General features: G+C 35.8%; 13 protein-coding genes. 6 read left to right on the forward strand and 7 right to left on the reverse strand.

Annotation, left to right across the window (positions count from 1 at the left end):
- Nucleotides 1-340: 340 nt before the first annotated feature.
- On the forward strand, nucleotides 341-3,964 hold the full coding sequence (locus LV89_RS16175) for a M4 family metallopeptidase (RefSeq protein ID WP_109743957.1): 3,624 nt from the start codon (nucleotides 341-343) through the stop codon (nucleotides 3,962-3,964).
- A gap of 119 nt (nucleotides 3,965-4,083) precedes the next feature.
- On the opposite strand, the gene LV89_RS16180 is transcribed toward LV89_RS16175, so the two are convergent.
- The 3 genes from LV89_RS16180 to LV89_RS16190 form a co-directional block, all read right to left on the reverse strand.
- Nucleotides 4,084-5,886 (reverse strand): MutS-related protein, encoded by a 1,803-nt coding sequence (locus LV89_RS16180; protein ID WP_109743958.1) that lies wholly within the window; start codon nucleotides 5,884-5,886, stop codon nucleotides 4,084-4,086.
- A gap of 107 nt (nucleotides 5,887-5,993) precedes the next feature.
- Nucleotides 5,994-6,629 (reverse strand): NAD(P)H-binding protein, encoded by a 636-nt coding sequence (locus LV89_RS16185; protein ID WP_109743959.1) that lies wholly within the window; start codon nucleotides 6,627-6,629, stop codon nucleotides 5,994-5,996.
- A gap of 3 nt (nucleotides 6,630-6,632) precedes the next feature.
- On the reverse strand, nucleotides 6,633-7,367 hold the full coding sequence (locus LV89_RS16190) for a glycosyltransferase family 2 protein (protein ID WP_109743960.1): 735 nt from the start codon (nucleotides 7,365-7,367) through the stop codon (nucleotides 6,633-6,635).
- Between the two features lie 138 nt (nucleotides 7,368-7,505).
- Between LV89_RS16190 and LV89_RS16195 the strand changes: the two genes are divergently transcribed.
- The 3 genes from LV89_RS16195 to LV89_RS16205 all read left to right on the forward strand — a co-directional run bounded on the left by LV89_RS16195 (nucleotide 7,506) and on the right by LV89_RS16205 (nucleotide 13,994).
- Nucleotides 7,506-8,891, forward strand: coding sequence for a glycosyltransferase family 39 protein (locus LV89_RS16195; protein ID WP_109743961.1), 1,386 nt, complete (start codon nucleotides 7,506-7,508; stop codon nucleotides 8,889-8,891).
- A gap of 12 nt (nucleotides 8,892-8,903) precedes the next feature.
- Nucleotides 8,904-12,953, forward strand: a complete 4,050-nt coding sequence (locus LV89_RS16200) for an AAA domain-containing protein (protein WP_109743962.1) — start codon at nucleotides 8,904-8,906, stop codon at nucleotides 12,951-12,953.
- 177 nt (nucleotides 12,954-13,130) lie between these two features.
- Nucleotides 13,131-13,994: a UbiA family prenyltransferase gene (locus tag LV89_RS16205; RefSeq protein ID WP_109743963.1), complete on the forward strand. Its 864-nt coding sequence runs from the start codon at nucleotides 13,131-13,133 to the stop codon at nucleotides 13,992-13,994.
- 28 nt (nucleotides 13,995-14,022) lie between these two features.
- Here LV89_RS16205 and LV89_RS16210 read toward each other — a convergent pair whose 3' ends face one another.
- The 3 genes from LV89_RS16210 to LV89_RS16220 all read right to left on the reverse strand — a co-directional run bounded on the left by LV89_RS16210 (nucleotide 14,023) and on the right by LV89_RS16220 (nucleotide 15,949).
- The gene (locus LV89_RS16210) at nucleotides 14,023-14,607 is read right to left on the reverse strand and encodes a methyltransferase domain-containing protein (protein WP_109743964.1); all 585 of its coding nucleotides are present in this window, start codon (nucleotides 14,605-14,607) and stop codon (nucleotides 14,023-14,025) included.
- 112 nt (nucleotides 14,608-14,719) lie between these two features.
- On the reverse strand, nucleotides 14,720-15,028 hold the full coding sequence (locus LV89_RS16215) for an ArsR/SmtB family transcription factor (protein WP_109743965.1): 309 nt from the start codon (nucleotides 15,026-15,028) through the stop codon (nucleotides 14,720-14,722).
- Between the two features lie 57 nt (nucleotides 15,029-15,085).
- A complete protein-coding gene (locus LV89_RS16220; RefSeq protein ID WP_229201537.1) occupies nucleotides 15,086-15,949 on the reverse strand; it encodes a hydroxymethylglutaryl-CoA lyase in 864 nt (287 codons plus the stop codon).
- 415 nt (nucleotides 15,950-16,364) lie between these two features.
- Between LV89_RS16220 and LV89_RS16225 the strand changes: the two genes are divergently transcribed.
- Complete coding sequence (locus LV89_RS16225; RefSeq protein WP_109743966.1) at nucleotides 16,365-16,967, forward strand: RNA polymerase sigma factor; 603 nt, start codon at nucleotides 16,365-16,367, stop codon at nucleotides 16,965-16,967.
- Nucleotides 16,942-17,187 carry a hypothetical protein gene (locus LV89_RS16230; RefSeq protein WP_109743967.1) on the forward strand — a complete coding sequence of 82 codons (246 nt, stop codon included), beginning with the start codon at nucleotides 16,942-16,944 and terminating at the stop codon, nucleotides 17,185-17,187. Before LV89_RS16225 ends, LV89_RS16230 begins: the two co-directional genes overlap by 26 nt.
- Before the next feature lie 93 nt (nucleotides 17,188-17,280).
- Here LV89_RS16230 and fcl read toward each other — a convergent pair whose 3' ends face one another.
- Nucleotides 17,281-18,222, reverse strand: coding sequence for a GDP-L-fucose synthase (fcl, locus tag LV89_RS16235; RefSeq protein ID WP_109743968.1), 942 nt, complete (start codon nucleotides 18,220-18,222; stop codon nucleotides 17,281-17,283).
- Nucleotides 18,223-18,224 lie beyond the last annotated feature (2 nt).

Genomic DNA, 18,224 nt, shown 5'->3' on the forward strand with positions numbered 1-18,224 from the left:
GCCACGCCCAAAGACAATTTCTCAGCCCAAGCACATTTATACGCAAAATTTCGTTCGAAATACCCAAAAGCATTGTACGAATTTGTGTTAGATAAAGTTGAAAATAAAAATCTTGCTTGGGATTGTGCTACGGGAAATGTAAAGTGTTCAGAAATATATTAAAATCCACGACCGAAATCCTGTTAGCCAGTTTATTATTGACCTAAAAGCTAATAATGAACACCATGAAAAACTAAAAATTTGCTTTCCGATTTTCCTGAAAATGGGACGAGTAAATACCTTGAAAAAATAATCGCAACTAATTGAAAGTGAACTTACAAGTCGCTTTTAGCTTACTATTATGAAAAAACTATTCCTTCTTGCAATTACCGTTATTTGTGGAAACACAGTGATGGCTCAAAACAAGTTCAAAACCATTAAAAGGTCTAACGTTGAGGTTGAAAATTCTTCAAAATCTGCGATAGAAGTCATTGATAATTCTGCTCAGGGAAAAACCATTTCTCGTCAGATGTATTTGTCAAAACCAACCGACAGCCAAACGTATTTGAATTTAATCGCTAAAAAATCTGGCGTAAGAGTTATTACCGATGAAAACGGTATGCCCTCGATGATTGAAGGTGTGCCTACCAATCTGAAAACCAGCACTACTCGAAATAGCAGAATGAGTGCCGTAGCTGCCGCAGCTTACAACTATTTAGATGCAGTAAAGCCACTTTTAAAATTGGCAAGTCCCGACGATGAACTAAATATCCTCAAAAGTGAAGAAGACGAAGTGGATATTACTCACGTGCGTATGCAACAAATGTACAAGGGCGTGCCTGTGTATGGTGGCGAGATGATTTTACACCAAAAATCAGGAGAAGGCGTGTCTTTGCTAAATGGGCATATTTATCCAACACCAACTTTGGAAGACGTAACGCCTGCATTAACGGCTGAAAATGTTGGAACAATCGCTTTGAGCGACGTTGGTAAAGTTTCTATCGTAAAAACAATGACGGCTACCGAGCGAGTAATGTTGAAATACGAAAAACCTAAAACTGACCTTGTTATTTATCACCAAAACGAAAAAGCTGATGCTGAACGTTTGGCGTATCAGGTTGTGGTTCGTCCCAATTTCTTGGAACGTTGGGTGTATGTAATTGACGCAAAATCTGGGGAAATTTTAGATAAATACAATCATACCTGCACACTTGATGGCGTTGCAAAAGCTACTGCAACCGACCTAAATGGACTTAGCAGAAGTATCAATACGTATCAGTCGGGAAATACCTATAATTTGATTGATGCAACAAAATCAATGTTTAAGGGCGGAACGGTAAAAGCAGATGACCCACAAGGAGTGATTTGGACAATTGATGCGACAAATTCTAAAGTAAATGAAGATTTGACGGTTAGACAAATTTCTTCAACTAATAATACATGGAGTAATGCCAATGGGGTTTCGGCACACTTTAATGCGGGAAAGGCGTATGATTATTACACACAATATCATGGAAGACTTTCTTTAAATGGTAAAGGTGGAACAATTGTTTCTATCATTAACATTACTGATGAAAATGGAAAAGGTTTTGACAATGCTTTCTGGAATGGTGAATACATGGGATATGGTAGCGGAGGAACGTACTTTAAACCCTTAGCAGGTGGTTTGGACGTAGCAGGTCACGAAATGACACATGGTGTGGTTGAAAACACGGCTAACTTAGACTATAACGGACAATCAGGAGCGATTAACGAATCAATGGCTGACTGTTTCGGGGCAATGGTGGAACGTAAAACAGGAGCAGATTTATGGCGTTTGGGTGAAGACGTAATGAAAGGAAGTTATTACCCAACAGGAGCGTTGAGAGATTTATCTAATCCAAATAATGGAGGGAAAAATCTAAATGACGATGGTTATCAACCCGCTAATATGAGCCAATATTATACAGGTTCGCAAGATAATTATGGCGTGCATATCAACTCTGGAATTCCTAATAACGCATTTTATCGTTTTGCTACGGCAAGTGGAATGACCAAAGAAAAAGCCGAAATTGTGTATTATCGTGCTTTAACAATTTACTTAACTCGTACTTCTAAATTCCTTGACCTTCGTCGTGCTGTTATTCAATCAGCCACAGATTTGAAATCAAAAGGAATTACAGATTCTGATATTGCTGCCGCAAAAGCCGCTTTTGAAGCCGTAGGAGTTACTGACCCGAATGCTCCAAACCCTTCAACAACGCCAGCGACAACGCCAACCACAACACCCAAAGCCGATGTTCCAGTAAATACAGGTACAGAAGGTTTATTGACTTATGACCCCGTTGCTAAAAAACTTTATCGTTCAAGTGTAAAAGGTGAAGCTGAACAAACGAGCTTTGTTGAATTGGCAACCAATGTGGTGATTGACCATAAACCGTCTGTGCCAGATGATGGTTCTTATGCGTATTTCGTAGCAGGAGATGGCTTTATTAAAAGAGTAAATTTAGCGGGAAGTCCAAAAGTAGAAAATGTTTCATCTTCTGGTGTTTGGAGAAACGTGTCAGTATCGAAAGATGGTAAAAAATTAGCGGCTTTAAGAACGTTAGGAAAAACCGTTGCTGCAACAGACAAACAAATTACGGTGTTTGATTTAGTGGGAAATAAAAGTGTTGCCTTTACGCTTTATAATCCTACTTATACGCAAGGTGTAAACACAGGACAAGTACAAAATGCAGATGCTTTAGAATGGGATTATCAGAGTGAAAACATTGTATATGATGCCTATAACATCATTAAAAGTGCCACAGGAACAGAATCTGATTATTGGGACGTAGGTTTTATCAATGTATGGAGTACCGCAAAAAATACCTTCGGAACTGGAAGTATTAGTAAATTATTTACCAGTTTGGAACAAGGAGAAAACATCGGTAATCCATCATTTTCAAAAACCTCAACAAACATTATTGCCTTCGATTATTTCATCCAAACAGATGATATTTATTACGTAATTGGAGTAAACACAGAGCGTACCGACGGTCTGGACTTTATCTATGAAAATAATACGCTTGGTTATCCAGAATATTCAAGAACGGACGAATTGGTACTTTATAATTGGGAGGATTCTAAAAAAGTGTTGAATACTTACCAAATTACAATGGATAAAAGTCGTATTAAAAGTGTGAAAAATTCAGAGAAATATTTAGTTGGAAATTCCGCTTATGCCGTTTGGTACACCGTCGGAACACGTGCTTTACCGACTAAAACAACTCAAACAATTAGTCTGTCTAAAACGCCTGATAAAAACCTGACTGACCCAGCTTTTGACGTAACTGCAACGGCAAGTTCTGGTCTGGCAGTTGTGGTAAATATTGCCTCTGGTCCAGCAACCGTGTCAGGAAAACGTATTACACTGAAAGGAACTGCAGGACGTGTAAAAGTATTAGCTGACCAAGTGGGAAATTCAACTTATTATGCTATTTCAGCGGTTGATTCTTTCTGTGTAAATCCTGCAAAACCAACGATTTCAGTCGTTAAAAAGACAGATGCTAACGGAGATTATTGGGAATATACCTCAAGTTCGGCAACGGGCAATGTTTGGTATAAAGATGGCGTAATTTTAGAGTCTTTACGTGGAGCTCAAATTGTACAAATTGTATCAGGAGCAAAATTTAATGTGCAGGTTGTTACAACTGACGGTTGTGCAAGTGCTTTATCGAACACTCGTCAAGACCCGTCATTAATATTGGCAACTGAGCCAAGATTAGAGGAATCTATCCATATTTCTCCAAATCCATCGAGTGATGTAGTAACGATTGTAACACCTAAAAATGTAAAAATTGAATCTGCTTCGCTATCGTCAATGTCAGGAAGTCAAGTTGTTGAAAAACAAGGAGATAAGACCAATGTAATGACTATTGATATTCGTAATTTGAACCAAGGGACGTACATTTTGCAGATAAAAACCAATGAAGGTACGGTAGGAAAGAAGGTGATTAAGCTATAAGGTTTAGTGCTGTCATTGCGAGCATAGAGAAGCAATTTGTTTGAATAGATGAAGAAGAGTTTAAATACTGTTTCTTCATAAGCTAATAGATTGCTTCGCTATGCTCGCAATGACATCACTTACATTTCAATACCAATGCCTTTCATTAATAAACTGGCATTGAAACTATGACAAACGCCAGCTCGAAGTTTATAATCAAAAACTAAATCTCCGTTTACAACCTCCGAAGAAAAGCTATAATTCTCTACAAAACCTTGCTTTTCAAATTCATCCCCCAATTCCACATCATGCGTTGAAATAAAACCAGAAGCCCTTGTTTTGTGTAATTGTAACATTAAAGCTTTTGCTCCATCATGGCGGTCTTTGGAGTTTGTCCCCTTCAATATTTCATCTAAAAAGTAAAAAATAGGTAACTGATAACTGTTTACTGCTAACTGTTTACTGTTAATTGCTTGAATTAATGTTTTCAACCGCTTCAATTCTGCATAAAAAGAGGAGGTATCTTCTTCCAAAGAATCTTGGGTTCGCATACTCGTAAAAATCTGCATACACGAACACGTAAATGCCTCTGCACAAACCACCGAACCCGCTAAAGCCAAAACAATATTTACGCCCACAGTACGTTGAAAGGTACTTTTGCCCGACATATTTGAGCCTGTAATGATAACGGTTTTTCCTTCGCCTTCTATCTCAATACTATTCGTAATTCGCTTCATTTTTCGTATCATCGGATGTCCCAAACTCGTTACTTTTAAAGCAATAGAATCATCTGAAATTTCGGGTTTTACAAAGTCTGGATTGGCAAAATGTAAACCTGCAAAACTGTTCAATGTCTCAAATTGAGCAATAATCAAAAGCCATTTTGAAAGATTATCTCGGTGTTGGCGTTTCCAATTTTCCAGTTTAATAAAATATTGAATATCCCATAAAGTAGGAATCCCCACAATAAACATGAAAAATGGATTGGCTCGGTTGCCCAATTTATTCAAAATGTCTTCTAAAGCCTTAATCGCAGGACTTGCTTCTGATAATTCTGATTGTAATTGCAGCAGTTGCGGGTGCGTAAATGGCTCATTTACAACAGTCTCAGAAAGGCTTGCGTATGCTTTTAATGCACCCGTCAATCGAAGCGTTTGCTCGAGAGCATTAGAAACTGTTTCGTAGATTTGTTTGCCAATAAACCCATGAATTACCAACATGACAAGCGGATAACCGATGGGTAGAAAATCAAAAGCCCAAGCTAAAATTAATGGAATAGTAAGGTAAGGAAGATATTTTCCGTACTGAAAAATAGGCTTTTTAATTTCCTCATTTTCAGGCGAATTACTCCATTGAAATAATTTGTGTGTCGGTTCGGCAACTTCTTCAATCAAGAGGGCGGAGGCTTCTAAATTTTGTCTAAAATCAATTTTAGAAGACAATTCTGCAACCATTTCTTGGCGGACTAAAATCTCTGATTTTGTCGCAGGAAATTTCAACCATTCCGCCAACATGGCAGAACCTGTAAAAGTATGCGTGCGGTTAAGAAGTTTGAAAATAGATTGTTTTCCGAAAATATCTAAATCTGAACTATAAAAATGATTGCTTTCGGCAAATTGTTCACCTGTTTCCGCACGAGTAAAAATGTTTTCTAAACGTTTTAATTCGTCTTCATTAAGCCTTGTTAAAGCTCTGTTTTTATCACGTAAATATTTTATTTTCAGATGTTTAGAAACAGAAAATAAAAATACCGAAATGCCAATGATAACAACAGGAATGACATAGTTTCCACCCCAAAACAGATTGGTAGCATAACTAACGGCAATGGTAGCAAGAAATAAAATAGCTCTAAAAATCGCCCATTGATTATACTGTTTTTGGAAATTATCAGCGAGATTTTGGAAGGTGTCTTGTCTATTTTGAAAGGTTTGTTGAGGAGACATTTGATTGGATATTGCCACTATTTTACTATGAATTAATTTGAGATTTTGTGTAACACAGACTTCAGTCTGTAAGTTTTGATAATATTTACAGACTAAAGTCTGTGTTCCTAAATTTTATCAGATTCAACAAAGTGAACACCTAAAAGTCCTTGATTTGCCAGTTTTTGCATGGATTTTGCCACTTTTGAGGCTTCAATTCCACGATATTTTTTGAGTCCACCAAGTAATAAAGGACTAATGATTTTTGCTAAAAAAATGCCAATTTTTTCACCTAAACGAAACTCTTTTCTATCACCTAAGAGGAAAGAAGGACGAAGACTTACAAAGTTTTCAAAGCCTAAATCTTGAATTTTCTGTTCTAAATCACCTTTTGTTTTTAGGTAAAAATTAGAAGAATTAGCATCTGCCCCGATTGATGAAACCAAAATATATTGTTTTACGCCATTGGCTTTGGCAATTTTTCCAATTTCGTAAGGATAAGTACAATCAATTTTATATTGAGCTTCTTTTGAACCAGCCTTTGCCAAAGTTGTTCCGATGGCACAAAACAAATCGTCTCCGACAATCTTTGAAGCGTCAGGTTTATCAAAATTAATAACTTCTTGAATAAGTTTTGGATGATTGATTCCCAGAGGTTTACGCAAAAGTAAAACCACTTTTGAATAATCGGGATTCTCTAAAATTTGCTCAACTAACTCCCCACCAATAAGTCCAGTTGCTCCAATAATAATGGCTGTTTTCATAGATTACAATATATTCCAGCTAATTCCCATTTTTGCCAAGCGATAACGCAAAGAGACTCTCAATACACCCAAGCCGTATTTAGAACTTCTTACGAAATTGATAGAAGATGCTTCATCAAAATATTTGGTTGGGCAAGTAACTTCTGCTATGTCAAAGCCTTTCCAGAAAATCTGAGCAATCATTTCATTATCGAAAACAAAATCGTCATCGCATTTCATAAAAGGTACTTTTTCTAATACTTCTCTTGAAAATGCACGATAGCCTGTATGATATTCTGATAATTTCTGAGAAAGCATAATGTTTTGGAAAAGCGTCAAGAAACGGTTTGCGATATACTTATACATCGGCATTCCGCCTTTCAAAGCACCTTTTCCCAAAATACGTGAGCCAAAAACCACAGGGTAAAGGTCGTTGCCAATAATGGTAATCATGGCAGGCAATAGGAGGGGCGTATATTGGTAGTCGGGGTGAACCATAATAACAATATCAGCACCCAATTCAAGAGCTTTTGTATAACAAGTTTTTTGATTTCCGCCATAACCCTTATTTTTATCGTGGCGAATAACGTGCTTGATTCCTAATGATTTAGCCACATCAGAAGTATTGTCAGGGCTATGGTCATCCACTAAAATGACATCATCAACAAGGTCGAATGGAATTTCACGGTAAGTTTTTTCAAGCGTGAGAGCAGCCTTATAAGCAGGCATTACAACGATAACTTTTTTATTATTATACATTTAAGGAATTGATTTCTATGGTTTTCTAATGCTAAGTAATTATATTACAATGACCTACACAAAATAGATGCCATTTATAATTGATAGACGATTAATATTATTTGTTGGTAAATTAGATTACGCAAATCATTGAAAATAATGAAAATCCTAAATTTTTTCAATAGAGAATCGTCCCTTATGACAATTCTTTGGACTGGTATAGTGCTAAGAGTCTTGATTTTTATTGTGATGAATCCACAAAATCCAGACCCACACCACGAGGTTTTGGAATTTATGGTTAAAAGTAACCGTTTGCCTTTTTCTAATGAACTTTTTTTGGCTTGTCACCCGCCACTTTATTATTTATTGGCACTACCTTTTTATATTCTTGGAGGGTTGAAATGTGTAGAGTTTTTCGGCTTAATAACTTCGTGTATAAACCTTTGGCTGATGTCAAAGTTGTTGAAGTTGACCATTGAAGATGTCTTAATTCGAAACGTCAGTTTTTTGTTAGCTACTTTTTTAGGTACTTACGTCATTTATTCACTATTTGTTTCCAATGATACCCTTTCTGTATTGATGGGAACTTGGTTTTTTTATAACCTTGCCAAATATCTTAAAAATCAAGAACTAAAATACGAAATAATTCTCTCATTGTCAGCAGGTTTGTCGCTTTTGACAAAATTAACTTTTTTGCCTTTTATCCCTGTAACTTTAGTGGTAATGTTCTTGGTGAGAGTTCGAGGGTCGTTTATTAAAATGTTTTATACGATGGCTCTGTGTGGAACAATTATAGTAGTAACTGGCACGTACAAACAATATCAAAACTATCGCTCACAACACCAGTTTTTTATTCATAATCTTGATATTTTTCCACTTCCGAGCAATTCGATATTTTATCAAGGACCTAAAAGTTGGTACGATGTCAATATTTTTACACTGATAAAAGACCCCAATTTATCATCTCGAAATCCCAGCATTCATTCTGCTCCATTATTGATGTATGGTACATTTTGGTACAAACATATTTATTTTGAAAATAACCTAACCTTCGGTAATTACTCGGGTTTTCGGTATATCGGTAGTTTGTTTTTTATCGTCGGAATATTGCCTACACTCTTGATTTTGATAGGTTTAGCATTAATGATTCGGCAAATTTTTGTTTTATTATTTACTTGGTTCAAAAACTTTGGTACGGAAATGTTTTGGCAAAATCTCTTTAAAACAACTTGTATAATTTTGTTATTAGGAAGTGTCGGAACAATGTTTACAGGTATCATCAAGTACAATGACTGGGCGTTTATGCACGTTAGATTGTTGGTTCATGTTTTTTATCCCATTGTTTTGTTGTTAGCCACAGGATTAAGTTTTGTGAAAGCCCATTTACCAAAATTGTTACAATATGCAGTGCTAAATCTTACCATTTTCGCAGGATTAACAATTGTGTATTTTTCAGTAGAAAGTGGTGTTTTGCTGTGGAATTACCTAAATTATGGCAATAAAGACGAAATTCAGTGGTATGTGAACAGGAGCTTAGGATTATAAACAATACCCAAATTGGCAGAAAATACATTACAAACTATTCTAAAATCGTATCAAAAAAGACTAACCAATCTGACTTCGAGAAATAAGTCATTATTATTACTTAGTCTTTCTTCGGAACAGTTTTTAGACATCAACGAACTTGATTTTTTACAAAATAAATCTTCATTCAACGTCATTGAGCAACTAATTGCTCAAAAAAATACCATTTCTCTTTGCGACACTCACGACCCCCGTTACGAGCGTGTCAATGAGGTAAGTAAACGCCTACGGAAGATTTCGAGAACCGAAAAATTTATAGAGGAAGAAAGAGGTTCGGAGGATTTATACGTAGGTTTTCCTATCGTGAAAGGCAAGTTTTCAGACGGAACGGTGGTTCGTTGTCCGCTGATGTTTTTTCCTGTTCATCTCACGCAAAAAAATGAAACGTGGCAACTCAAAACTCGTGAGGAAGCCGTTACGCTCAATCGGAGTTTTTTGTTGGCGTATTCTCATTTCAATCAAGTACAGATTTCGGATGAATTTTTGGAGCAGAGTTTTGAAGATTATTCCAAAGATTCGCTTGAATTTAGAACCCAACTTTACGAATATTTACGAGATTCCCCTTTAAAAATTGATTTCAACAAAGACTTGTTTGTCAGTCAATTAAGCTATTTTGAGAAACTCGTAAAAGCTGATTTGGAATTAACGGAACGCAACGGCGAATTAAAATTATTCCCTCAGGCAGTTTTAGGAATTTTCCCACAAGCAGGCTCATTTTTAGTACCAGATTATGAGGAGTTAGTGATTAGGAGTTTGGGGTTAGGGGATAGAGGTTTTGCAGACGTTGAGGGATTAATCACTCCTCCCGAAAATTCTAATAAATATGAAAATAATTTAGAATGCTTATTCCCTAAACCTCTAATCTCCAATTCCCAACCCCTAACCCCTATTAAAGAAGAAAACCTTTTAACGCCCTTTGCCGTTGATGCTACCCAAGAATTAGCTTTGCAACAAGTCAAATTGGGGGCTTCGTTGGTGGTTCAAGGTCCTCCCGGAACGGGTAAATCTCAACTGATTTGTAATTTGGTGGCAGATTTTACCGCAAGGGGTAAAAAAGTGTTGGTCGTTTGTCAGAAACGTGCCGCCCTTGATGTGGTGCAAGAACGCCTTTCGCAAGCGGGTATGCGTGCCTTCGTGGGCAATGTGCATGATTTTAAAAATGACCGAAAAGATTTGTACGAACAAATTTTGTCTCAAATAGAACAAATCGAAGAATATCAAAAACTGAATAATAACCTTGATTCCATTTTTTTAGACCGTAATTATACCCAAGAAAGTCGCCAAATAGACAAGATTTCGGAGGTTTTACAAGAGTTTAAAGACACACTTTTTGATAGTTCAGAATGTGGAATTTCAGTAAAAGAATTATACCTGACAAGTTCGCCCAATCAGGCAAGTTTGAATGTAGAAAATGAATATAAAAGGTTTAAATTAAGCGAGATAGAAGGTTTTGTTAGAATGTTCAGTCAGTATTTGAATTATCAGAAGAGGCTATCTTTTCCAACTGATAATGAAAATGTTGAACCCAATGTTTTTTGGCAAAATAGGCTTTCATTTCAAAATCATAAATACTCAAATGTCGCATCAATAAATCAAATAATTGACGATGTTTTCAGTTTTGTACAAAACCTTGAAAGCTTTTCTTCTAAAAAGCGAGATGACTTTGAAGATTTGAAGGCAATTTCTTCTGAAAAAGAGACTTTACAAGTCATTTTGAATCTCTTGAAAAATGAAAAATCGTATGAACTTTTCAAAAGATTAATTAACGAAAAATCAAAAATAAATGCTTCAAAATTAGGAGAATTAGAAGCACAAGTCGGGGCTTTTTTTGCAGGACAAGGCATTGAAATTACGTTGCCAAGTGCCAAATTATTACCAATTCTATCAAAAATTAACGGAGCGATTGATACAAAATCTAATGCTTTGGGAGGATTATTTTGGGGCTTTTTCTCAAAAGAAAAGGCTGAAATCCAAGATGTTACAACGGCAAATGGTTTGAGCCTTTCGTTAGATGATTTACAAAAACTACGAGAAAGAATCCAAAATAGAGTTGGCTTAGAAAAATGGTGGAGTGAATGGACTGATTTATTCGAGAATAAGCAAAATAACGTTGACGACGAACCTGTTTGGTTGCGAAAAGGCTACCGTTGGTTTGAGCGTAATTTTCAGCAATTATATCAAGTTGTTGATGCAATTAAGCATTGGAAATCAGCAATAAAAAAGGTGAAAAACAACCATGAATTATCGGTTCAAGTTCTGACAAATTCTCTTGATTTATCATTTTCTGATTTTCAAAAACGGCTTAATTGTTTTATTCAAAAATCGAATCAATTGTCTGAAAATCAGATTGTTTGGAAGCAAAACTTATCGTCAAAACAAATAGATTTATTGGCAAATTCTACCAATATAGAGCGTATTAAAACGTACCTGAAAGAGAATTTTGAATTACTCCAAGAATCCGATGAATTGAAAGCGTCGTTTAGTCGTAGCGAATGGAAAATTGTGGAGAAATTTTTACCAGAAAACGAGCCTGTTGATACATTTTTGAACAGTTTAAAATTAGCTTGGATTGAACACATTGAAGGAAAATATCCAATTCTTCGGAGTGTCAGTTCTTTGAAAATCAGTCAATTGGAAAGTGATTTGCAAACATCTGTTCAGAAAAAACAAGCTTTTAGTCAAGAGATTTTATTGTTGAAATTACGGGAAGAAACATACCGAAATTTAGAAAAAAATCGACTTCAAAATGTGGTAACTTACCGAGATTTAAAGCACCAAGTTTCTAAAAAACGCAAACTTTGGTCGGTCAGAAAATTGATTTCTGAATATTCCGAAGAAGTTTTTAAACTTGTTCCGTGTTGGTTGGCTTCTCCCGAAACTGTCTCCGCAATTTTTCCTTTGCAGACGAACGACAATCAACCTTTTTTTGATTTAATAATCTTCGATGAAGCCTCACAATGCTTTGCCGAACAAGGTATTCCTGCTTTGTTTAGAGGAAAGCAAATTGTCATTGCGGGCGACTCTAAACAATTGCAACCGAATGATTTATACCGAGTTCGCTTTGAAAATGAAACCGACGATTTACCCGAATTAGAAATTGATTCGCTCTTGGATTTGGCTTGCCAATACCTTCCACAAACGCAATTGAAAGGGCATTATCGTAGTCGTTCTTTAGATTTAATTGATTTTTCTAACCGATATTTTTACAAAAATACTTTGTCGCTATTGCCTGATTTTGAGGATATTAATCTTCAAAAGCCTGCAATTCAGTATCTTAAAGTTGATGGCGTTTGGGAAAATAATACAAACCCAATAGAGGCAGAATCCGTGATTAGTTTAGTTGAAAAATTGTCTAAAGAATCACCCGAAAAGTCAATTGGAATTGTTACCTTCAATGCCAAGCAACAAAGTTTGATTCAAGATTTAATAGAAGCAAAAACTCGAATTTTCAAGCATCCGCTTTTTATCAAAAATATTGAAAATGTACAGGGCGATGAGCGAGATTTCATTATTTTTTCGGTAGGTTACGCACCCGATTCGAAGGGAAAAATGAGTATGCAATTTGGCTCTTTAAACGCACAAGGAGGCGAAAATCGGCTAAATGTTGCCGTAACCAGAGCCAAAGAAAAAGTATTTGTGGTGAGTAGTATTTTGCCAAATCAATTACGAGTTGAAGATGCACAAAATGAAGGTCCGAAACTGTTGAAAAGCTATTTAGAATATGCACTTATGGTTTCGGAAGGAAAGTATGAATCCAAACCTTTTCGTTCTGAAAAATATCAGACAAATTGGTTGTTGAAAGAGCAATTATTATGTACAAATGATTTATATTTCAAAGAATTGCCATTCGCAGATTTAACGGTAAAAAACGCTCAACGATACGAATCTTTAGTGCTTACCGACGATGATTTATATTACGAAAGTCTATCGCCAAAAGAAACTTTTGCGTACATTCCTGCGGGTTTAAGAGCCAAAGGTTGGGCTTTTGAAAGGATTTTTAGCCGACAATTTTGGAAGAAGTAAATTTTTGGCACGCAGATGACACAGATACTACGTAACGCAGATTTTCACAGATTTCAAAAAGAAATGATTGTTTATTGGATATAATTTTAAATGAATATTTTTACAGCAGTTATAAAAATCTGTATAAATCTGCGTTGCGAAGCATCTGCGTTATCTGCGTGCCATACTTACAATAAAATGAAAAACATCGTCCTCCATCTCCGTATTCCATTTTCCTTCTTTTTAATGCCCGTATTTTGGTTTGCGTTGAGCCAAAGTCAACATCCTTCGTGGAGTGTTGCGGTTGGTGTTTTTATCTTGTTGCATTTGTTTATTTATCCCGCTTCAAACGCTTACAATAGTTATTACGACAAAGATGAAGGGGCAATTGGCGGTTTAGAAAATCCCCCACCTGTGAGTCGTGAGTTGTATTATGTGGCTTGGGTTTTAGATATTTTGGCAATAGTGATAGCTTATTTTTTGAGTGGTTGGGTTTTGAGTGTTGCTTTATTTGTGTACAGTAGCATTTCCAAAGCGTATTCAAATGATAAAATTAGGCTTAAAAAATATCCCATTTTAAGCTGGCTGACCGTTGGGGTTTTTCAAGGAGCATTTACCTATTTAACCGTAATTCAAGCGGTTGAAAATATTGATTTGTTGGATTTATGGCAAGAAAAGTACCTTTTTCCTTCGGCGTTGAGTAGCTTAAATCTTTTAGGTTTTTATCCGATGACGCAAATTTATCAGCATGAAGAAGATGCCAAAAGAGGTGATTTGACCATGAGTAGATTATTGGGAATCAAGGGAACATTTCTTTTTACGGCGAGTATATTTTTGTTGGTTACAATTGGCTTTTTTATTTATTTCCAAAATGTACAAATCTTCAATATTCAAGCCTTTTTTGTCTATTTAGCAGTAATGTCTCCTGTTTTGATATATTTTAATTTATGGTTTTTGAAGGTGTTAAAAAACGAAAACCAAGCCGATTTTCACCACACAATGCGGTTAAATATGCTTGGTTCTGTTTGTTTAAATCTGTTTTTTATGCTTTTGTTGGTGTAATGTCTGTTCTTTTAAACTAACCCCTATATCACTTCTTCTGAAACTTAAAAAACAACTCATTTCCAGCTCGTTTGCTGATAGAATTATAGCAAGTTTCTAAAATTTTAATATCGAATTTCTCAGAAAATAATCCTTCGTATTCTGTTTTACTTCCTCCAAATGGTGGATTTTCTGGAAATTGCACATTGAAAAGTAATCCTGCCAAAATTCCCGAAGGGTTTAATAATTCATACATTTTTTCAACATATCGTGGTCTTAACGAAGGGGCGATGGCACAAAAAAAGGTTTGTTCCAAAATCAAATCATATTTGCCTTCGTGTTTAAAGAAATCATCACAAACGATTTGAACACTTTGTAAATGTTTCATTTTTTCCTTCATATTTTCCACTACCGAAGGAGCAAAATCCACAACGGTAATATTCGAAAAGCCTTCTTGAGCTAAATATTCCGCTTCGTAACCACTTCCACAACCAGGAATCAAAATGCGGATGTCTTTATTGGTCAGTTGGTCAACGTAGGCTTTTAAAGGCGGAGAAACCATGCGTAAATCCCAGCCTGTTTGCTCTGTTTCGTAGCGGTTGTTCCAATAATCTTTGGTCAAAAAATCACTCATGTTTTTTAATAGACTTTCTGCGAAAGTGTTTTATGGTTGAAAAATGATATATTTTCTCTATTTGTAGCCGAAAAGATGTTGTTTTACGACTTAAAACATTTTCGCAGGAAGTCTAATAATTACAGTCACAATGTTCGATACATTCAATCAATTTAATGACTTCACGTTCTTTCAACGAATAAAACACGTTTAAGCCGTCTTTTTCAGAACGCAAAATTCCCTTCAATTTCATGTTGATTAAATGATGTGAAAGAAGTGATTGCTCACAATTCAAAACCTCACAAATTTCATTGACAGACAGTTTTTCATTTTGCGAAAGTAAATCTACAATCGCCAAACGAGTAGGGTGTGCCACCGTTTTCAAAATGAAAGCTGCTTTTTCGAGTTTATCTTTGTTAATTTGGTAGGCTACCGTTGCCATAGTTCTAAAATTTATTTTCAATACAAAGATAGCGAGAAGGTTTCACGCATCAATTTTTTAAATAAAAACCTCTCGGCTAAATGCTACCGACTGATTAAATGCAGGTTTATCTAATTGTAAATCAATTGGTTCATTTTCAAAGAATTGGATTAAATCCTGTGTGTTGATATTACCAACTAATTCGTCTTCTGCCATCGGACAACCGCCAAAACCGCCAATCGCACCATCAAAACGAGTACAATTTGCTTCAAAAGCGGCTTTAATTTTACTTTTCCAATTATCTGTTCGTGCGTGAAAATGTCCTCCAAATTCAATTGCTGGATAAGCAGGAATCAAATTCTTGAAAAGGGAAGAAATGATTTCGGGTTCAGCTACGCCAACCGTATCAGAAAGAGCAATGATTTTTATGCCCAAATGATTCATTTTCTCTGCCCAATTTGCCACAATTTCTACATTGTAAGGGTCGCCGTAAGGATTCCCAAATCCCATTGAAAAATAGACAGCCAACGTTTTATGATGTTTTAAACAAAGATTTTGGATAGCTTCTACCGTTTTGAAAGCGTCCGCTACTGAACTATTGGTATTTCTTTGTTGAAAAGTCTCTGAAATAGAAAATGGAAATCCTAAATAAGTTATTTTTTCAAAACTCACCGCCGTTTCTGCTCCTCGAAGATTGGCAATAATTGCCAAAAGCTTTGTTGGGGTGTTTTCTAAATCCAGAGCATCATAAACTTGGGCGGTATCTGCCATTTGTGGAATGGCTTTGGGAGAAACAAAACTGCCAAAGTCAAGCGTATCGAATCCGACTTTTAATAATTGATTTAAGTATGAGATTTTTTTATCCGTCGGAATCCAGTTTTCCCAACCCTGCATGGCATCTCGTGGACATTCGACTAATTTTATTTTCGTTTGATGAAGCATAAATAAATGTATTAAGTTTGTTGAGTTGATAATTCGCTCAATTTATTGATTGTCAATAAACTATACAATCAAATCTTGCGTAAATACCATAAATAATCTAAAAAAAACTTACAATCGGCATAATTATTGGTTGTTGATAACCAAATAATATTTTGTGAAATAAGTATTTGCAAATGATAATTCTGAATAGTAGGTAAAAACCCCTATTCTAAGATGCCCAAACGAATAATGTATTGTTAATATTTGTTAATGGTATTATTTTTTTTATCATTTTGTTGGGAAATATTATAACAACCACTATCTTTGAAATAACCTTTCAGAATTACTTCAAAAAAGAACAGGAAAAGTCATTAAAAAAATATAAACAGATACAATTTGAGGAGAAGCTTTACGTTAACTAAATAGATTTATCAGAATGGAAAAAGTCCATGTTAACGACAGTGAACTTGTATCACGTTATATCAAAAATAGTGACGAACACGCATTTGAAACTCTTGTTCGCCGTTACAAATCCAAAGTTTATACCACGATTTATTTGATTGTCAAGGATACTTTCGTAGCCGAAGATTTAATGCAAGATACTTTTATCAAAGCAGTAGATGTTCTTCGGTCTGGCAAGTACAACGATGAAGGTAAATTTTTGCCGTGGGTGCTTAGAATCGCACATAACATGGCAATTGATTATTTTCGTCGTGATAAACGCTATCCAAATGTTGTATTTGAGGATGGAAGTAGTGTATTCAACACATTAGATTTTGCAGAAGACTCGTATGAGGATATTCAAATTCGTGAAGAATCACACGCCCATCTAAGAAGCCTGATTAAAATGCTTCCCGACACGCAGAGAGAGGTTTTAGTGATGCGTCATTACGAAGACATGAGTTTTCAGGAAATTGCTGATGCTACTGGAGTTAGCATCAACACAGCACTTGGTAGAATGCGTTATGCGTTGATAAATCTACGCAAAATGATGAGCAAACATTCTCCAAGCTATGATACAAACCTTTACGCAGCATGACGTTATCCGTTACGTCTATCAAGAAACAACGGAAGAAGAAAACCTTTTGATTCAGGACGGATTAGTCCATGATGCCGAAATGTTAGAATTTTATTTAGATATGCTTGATGTACAAGCAGGTCTGGATAGAAGTTATCGCCAACCTTCCGAAAGAAGCATAGACAAAGTGCTTGCGTATTCGAGAAATTCACAAAAAAGCCATCAACCTATTGCTGTTTAGCATAGGTTGATGGCTTTTTTAATGATGAGTTATAAATTATGAATTTGTCAACTCAAGAATTTCAATTTATAACTCATCATTTATAATTTGTCATTACAATCTTAGTGTATCGTGATGCTCCAAGAAATCTTGGTAAGCTAATGCTATGCCTTGTTCTAAGTCAATTGTGTGTTTCCAACCTTGTGCATGGAGACGTGATACATCCATGAGTTTACGTGGCGTTCCGTCTGGCTTAGTGGTATCCCAAATCAAATCTCCTTCAAAGCCTACCGTTTTCTTAACAGTTTCCGCCAATTCTTTAATGGTAACGTCAGTTCCTGTTCCGATATTGATAAAATCAGCTTCGCTATAATTATCCATCAAATACACACAAGCTTCCGCAAGGTCGTCGGCGTGTAAAAACTCACGCATGGGCGAGCCAGTTCCCCAAAGTGTTACAGCTTTGCTTCCCGAAACTTTTGCTTCATGGAATTTACGAATCATAGCAGGCAAAACGTGTGATTTCTGGAGGTCATAATTATCATTTGGTCCATACAAGTTGGTTGGCATTACCGAAATGAAATCACATCCGTATTGGCTTCTGTACGCCTCGCACATTTTTATCCCTGCAATTTTAGCAATGGCATAAGGTTCGTTGGTTTCTTCTAAAAAACCACTTAGTAAATAATCTTCTTTGAGAGGTTGAGGTGCTAATTTTGGATAAATGCAAGACGAACCCAAAAACATTAACTTCTTCACACCATTTTCATAAGAGCTATGAATAATGTTGTTTTGAATGGCTAAATTTTCGTAAAGAAAGTCCGCACGATAAGTATTATTGGCAATAATTCCTCCCACTTTGGCGGCTGCCAAGAAAACATAGTCTGGTTTTTCAGTTTTGAAAAAATCAGAAACCGCTTGTTGATTTCGTAAATCGAGTTCTTTTGAGGTTTTTAGAACAAAATTGGTAAATCCTTTTTCTTGTAGTTTTCTATGAATTGCCGAGCCAACCATACCTCTATGACCTGCAATGTATATTTTTGAATCTTTTTCCACGG

Origin of the sequence: Arcicella aurantiaca, assembly GCF_003148625.1 — a bacterium.
GTDB classification, from domain to species: Bacteria; Bacteroidota; Bacteroidia; order Cytophagales; family Spirosomataceae; genus Arcicella; species Arcicella aurantiaca.

Coding starts and splice junctions, on each gene's coding strand:
- LV89_RS16185 (WP_109743959.1), bottom strand. CDS start 6,629: ATGAAAACAGCCATTATTATTGGAGCAACTGGACTTATTGGTGGGGAG.
- LV89_RS16190 (WP_109743960.1), bottom strand. CDS start 7,367: ATGTATAATAATAAAAAAGTTATCGTTGTAATGCCTGCTTATAAGGCT.
- LV89_RS16205 (WP_109743963.1), top strand. CDS start 13,131: ATGAAAAACATCGTCCTCCATCTCCGTATTCCATTTTCCTTCTTTTTA.
- LV89_RS16180 (WP_109743958.1), bottom strand. CDS start 5,886: ATGTCTCCTCAACAAACCTTTCAAAATAGACAAGACACCTTCCAAAAT.
- LV89_RS16230 (WP_109743967.1), top strand. CDS start 16,942: ATGATACAAACCTTTACGCAGCATGACGTTATCCGTTACGTCTATCAA.
- LV89_RS16225 (WP_109743966.1), top strand. CDS start 16,365: ATGGAAAAAGTCCATGTTAACGACAGTGAACTTGTATCACGTTATATC.
- LV89_RS16210 (WP_109743964.1), bottom strand. CDS start 14,607: ATGAGTGATTTTTTGACCAAAGATTATTGGAACAACCGCTACGAAACA.
- LV89_RS16175 (WP_109743957.1), top strand. CDS start 341: ATGAAAAAACTATTCCTTCTTGCAATTACCGTTATTTGTGGAAACACA.
- LV89_RS16220 (WP_229201537.1), bottom strand. CDS start 15,949: ATGCTTCATCAAACGAAAATAAAATTAGTCGAATGTCCACGAGATGCC.
- LV89_RS16215 (WP_109743965.1), bottom strand. CDS start 15,028: ATGGCAACGGTAGCCTACCAAATTAACAAAGATAAACTCGAAAAAGCA.
- LV89_RS16195 (WP_109743961.1), top strand. CDS start 7,506: ATGAAAATCCTAAATTTTTTCAATAGAGAATCGTCCCTTATGACAATT.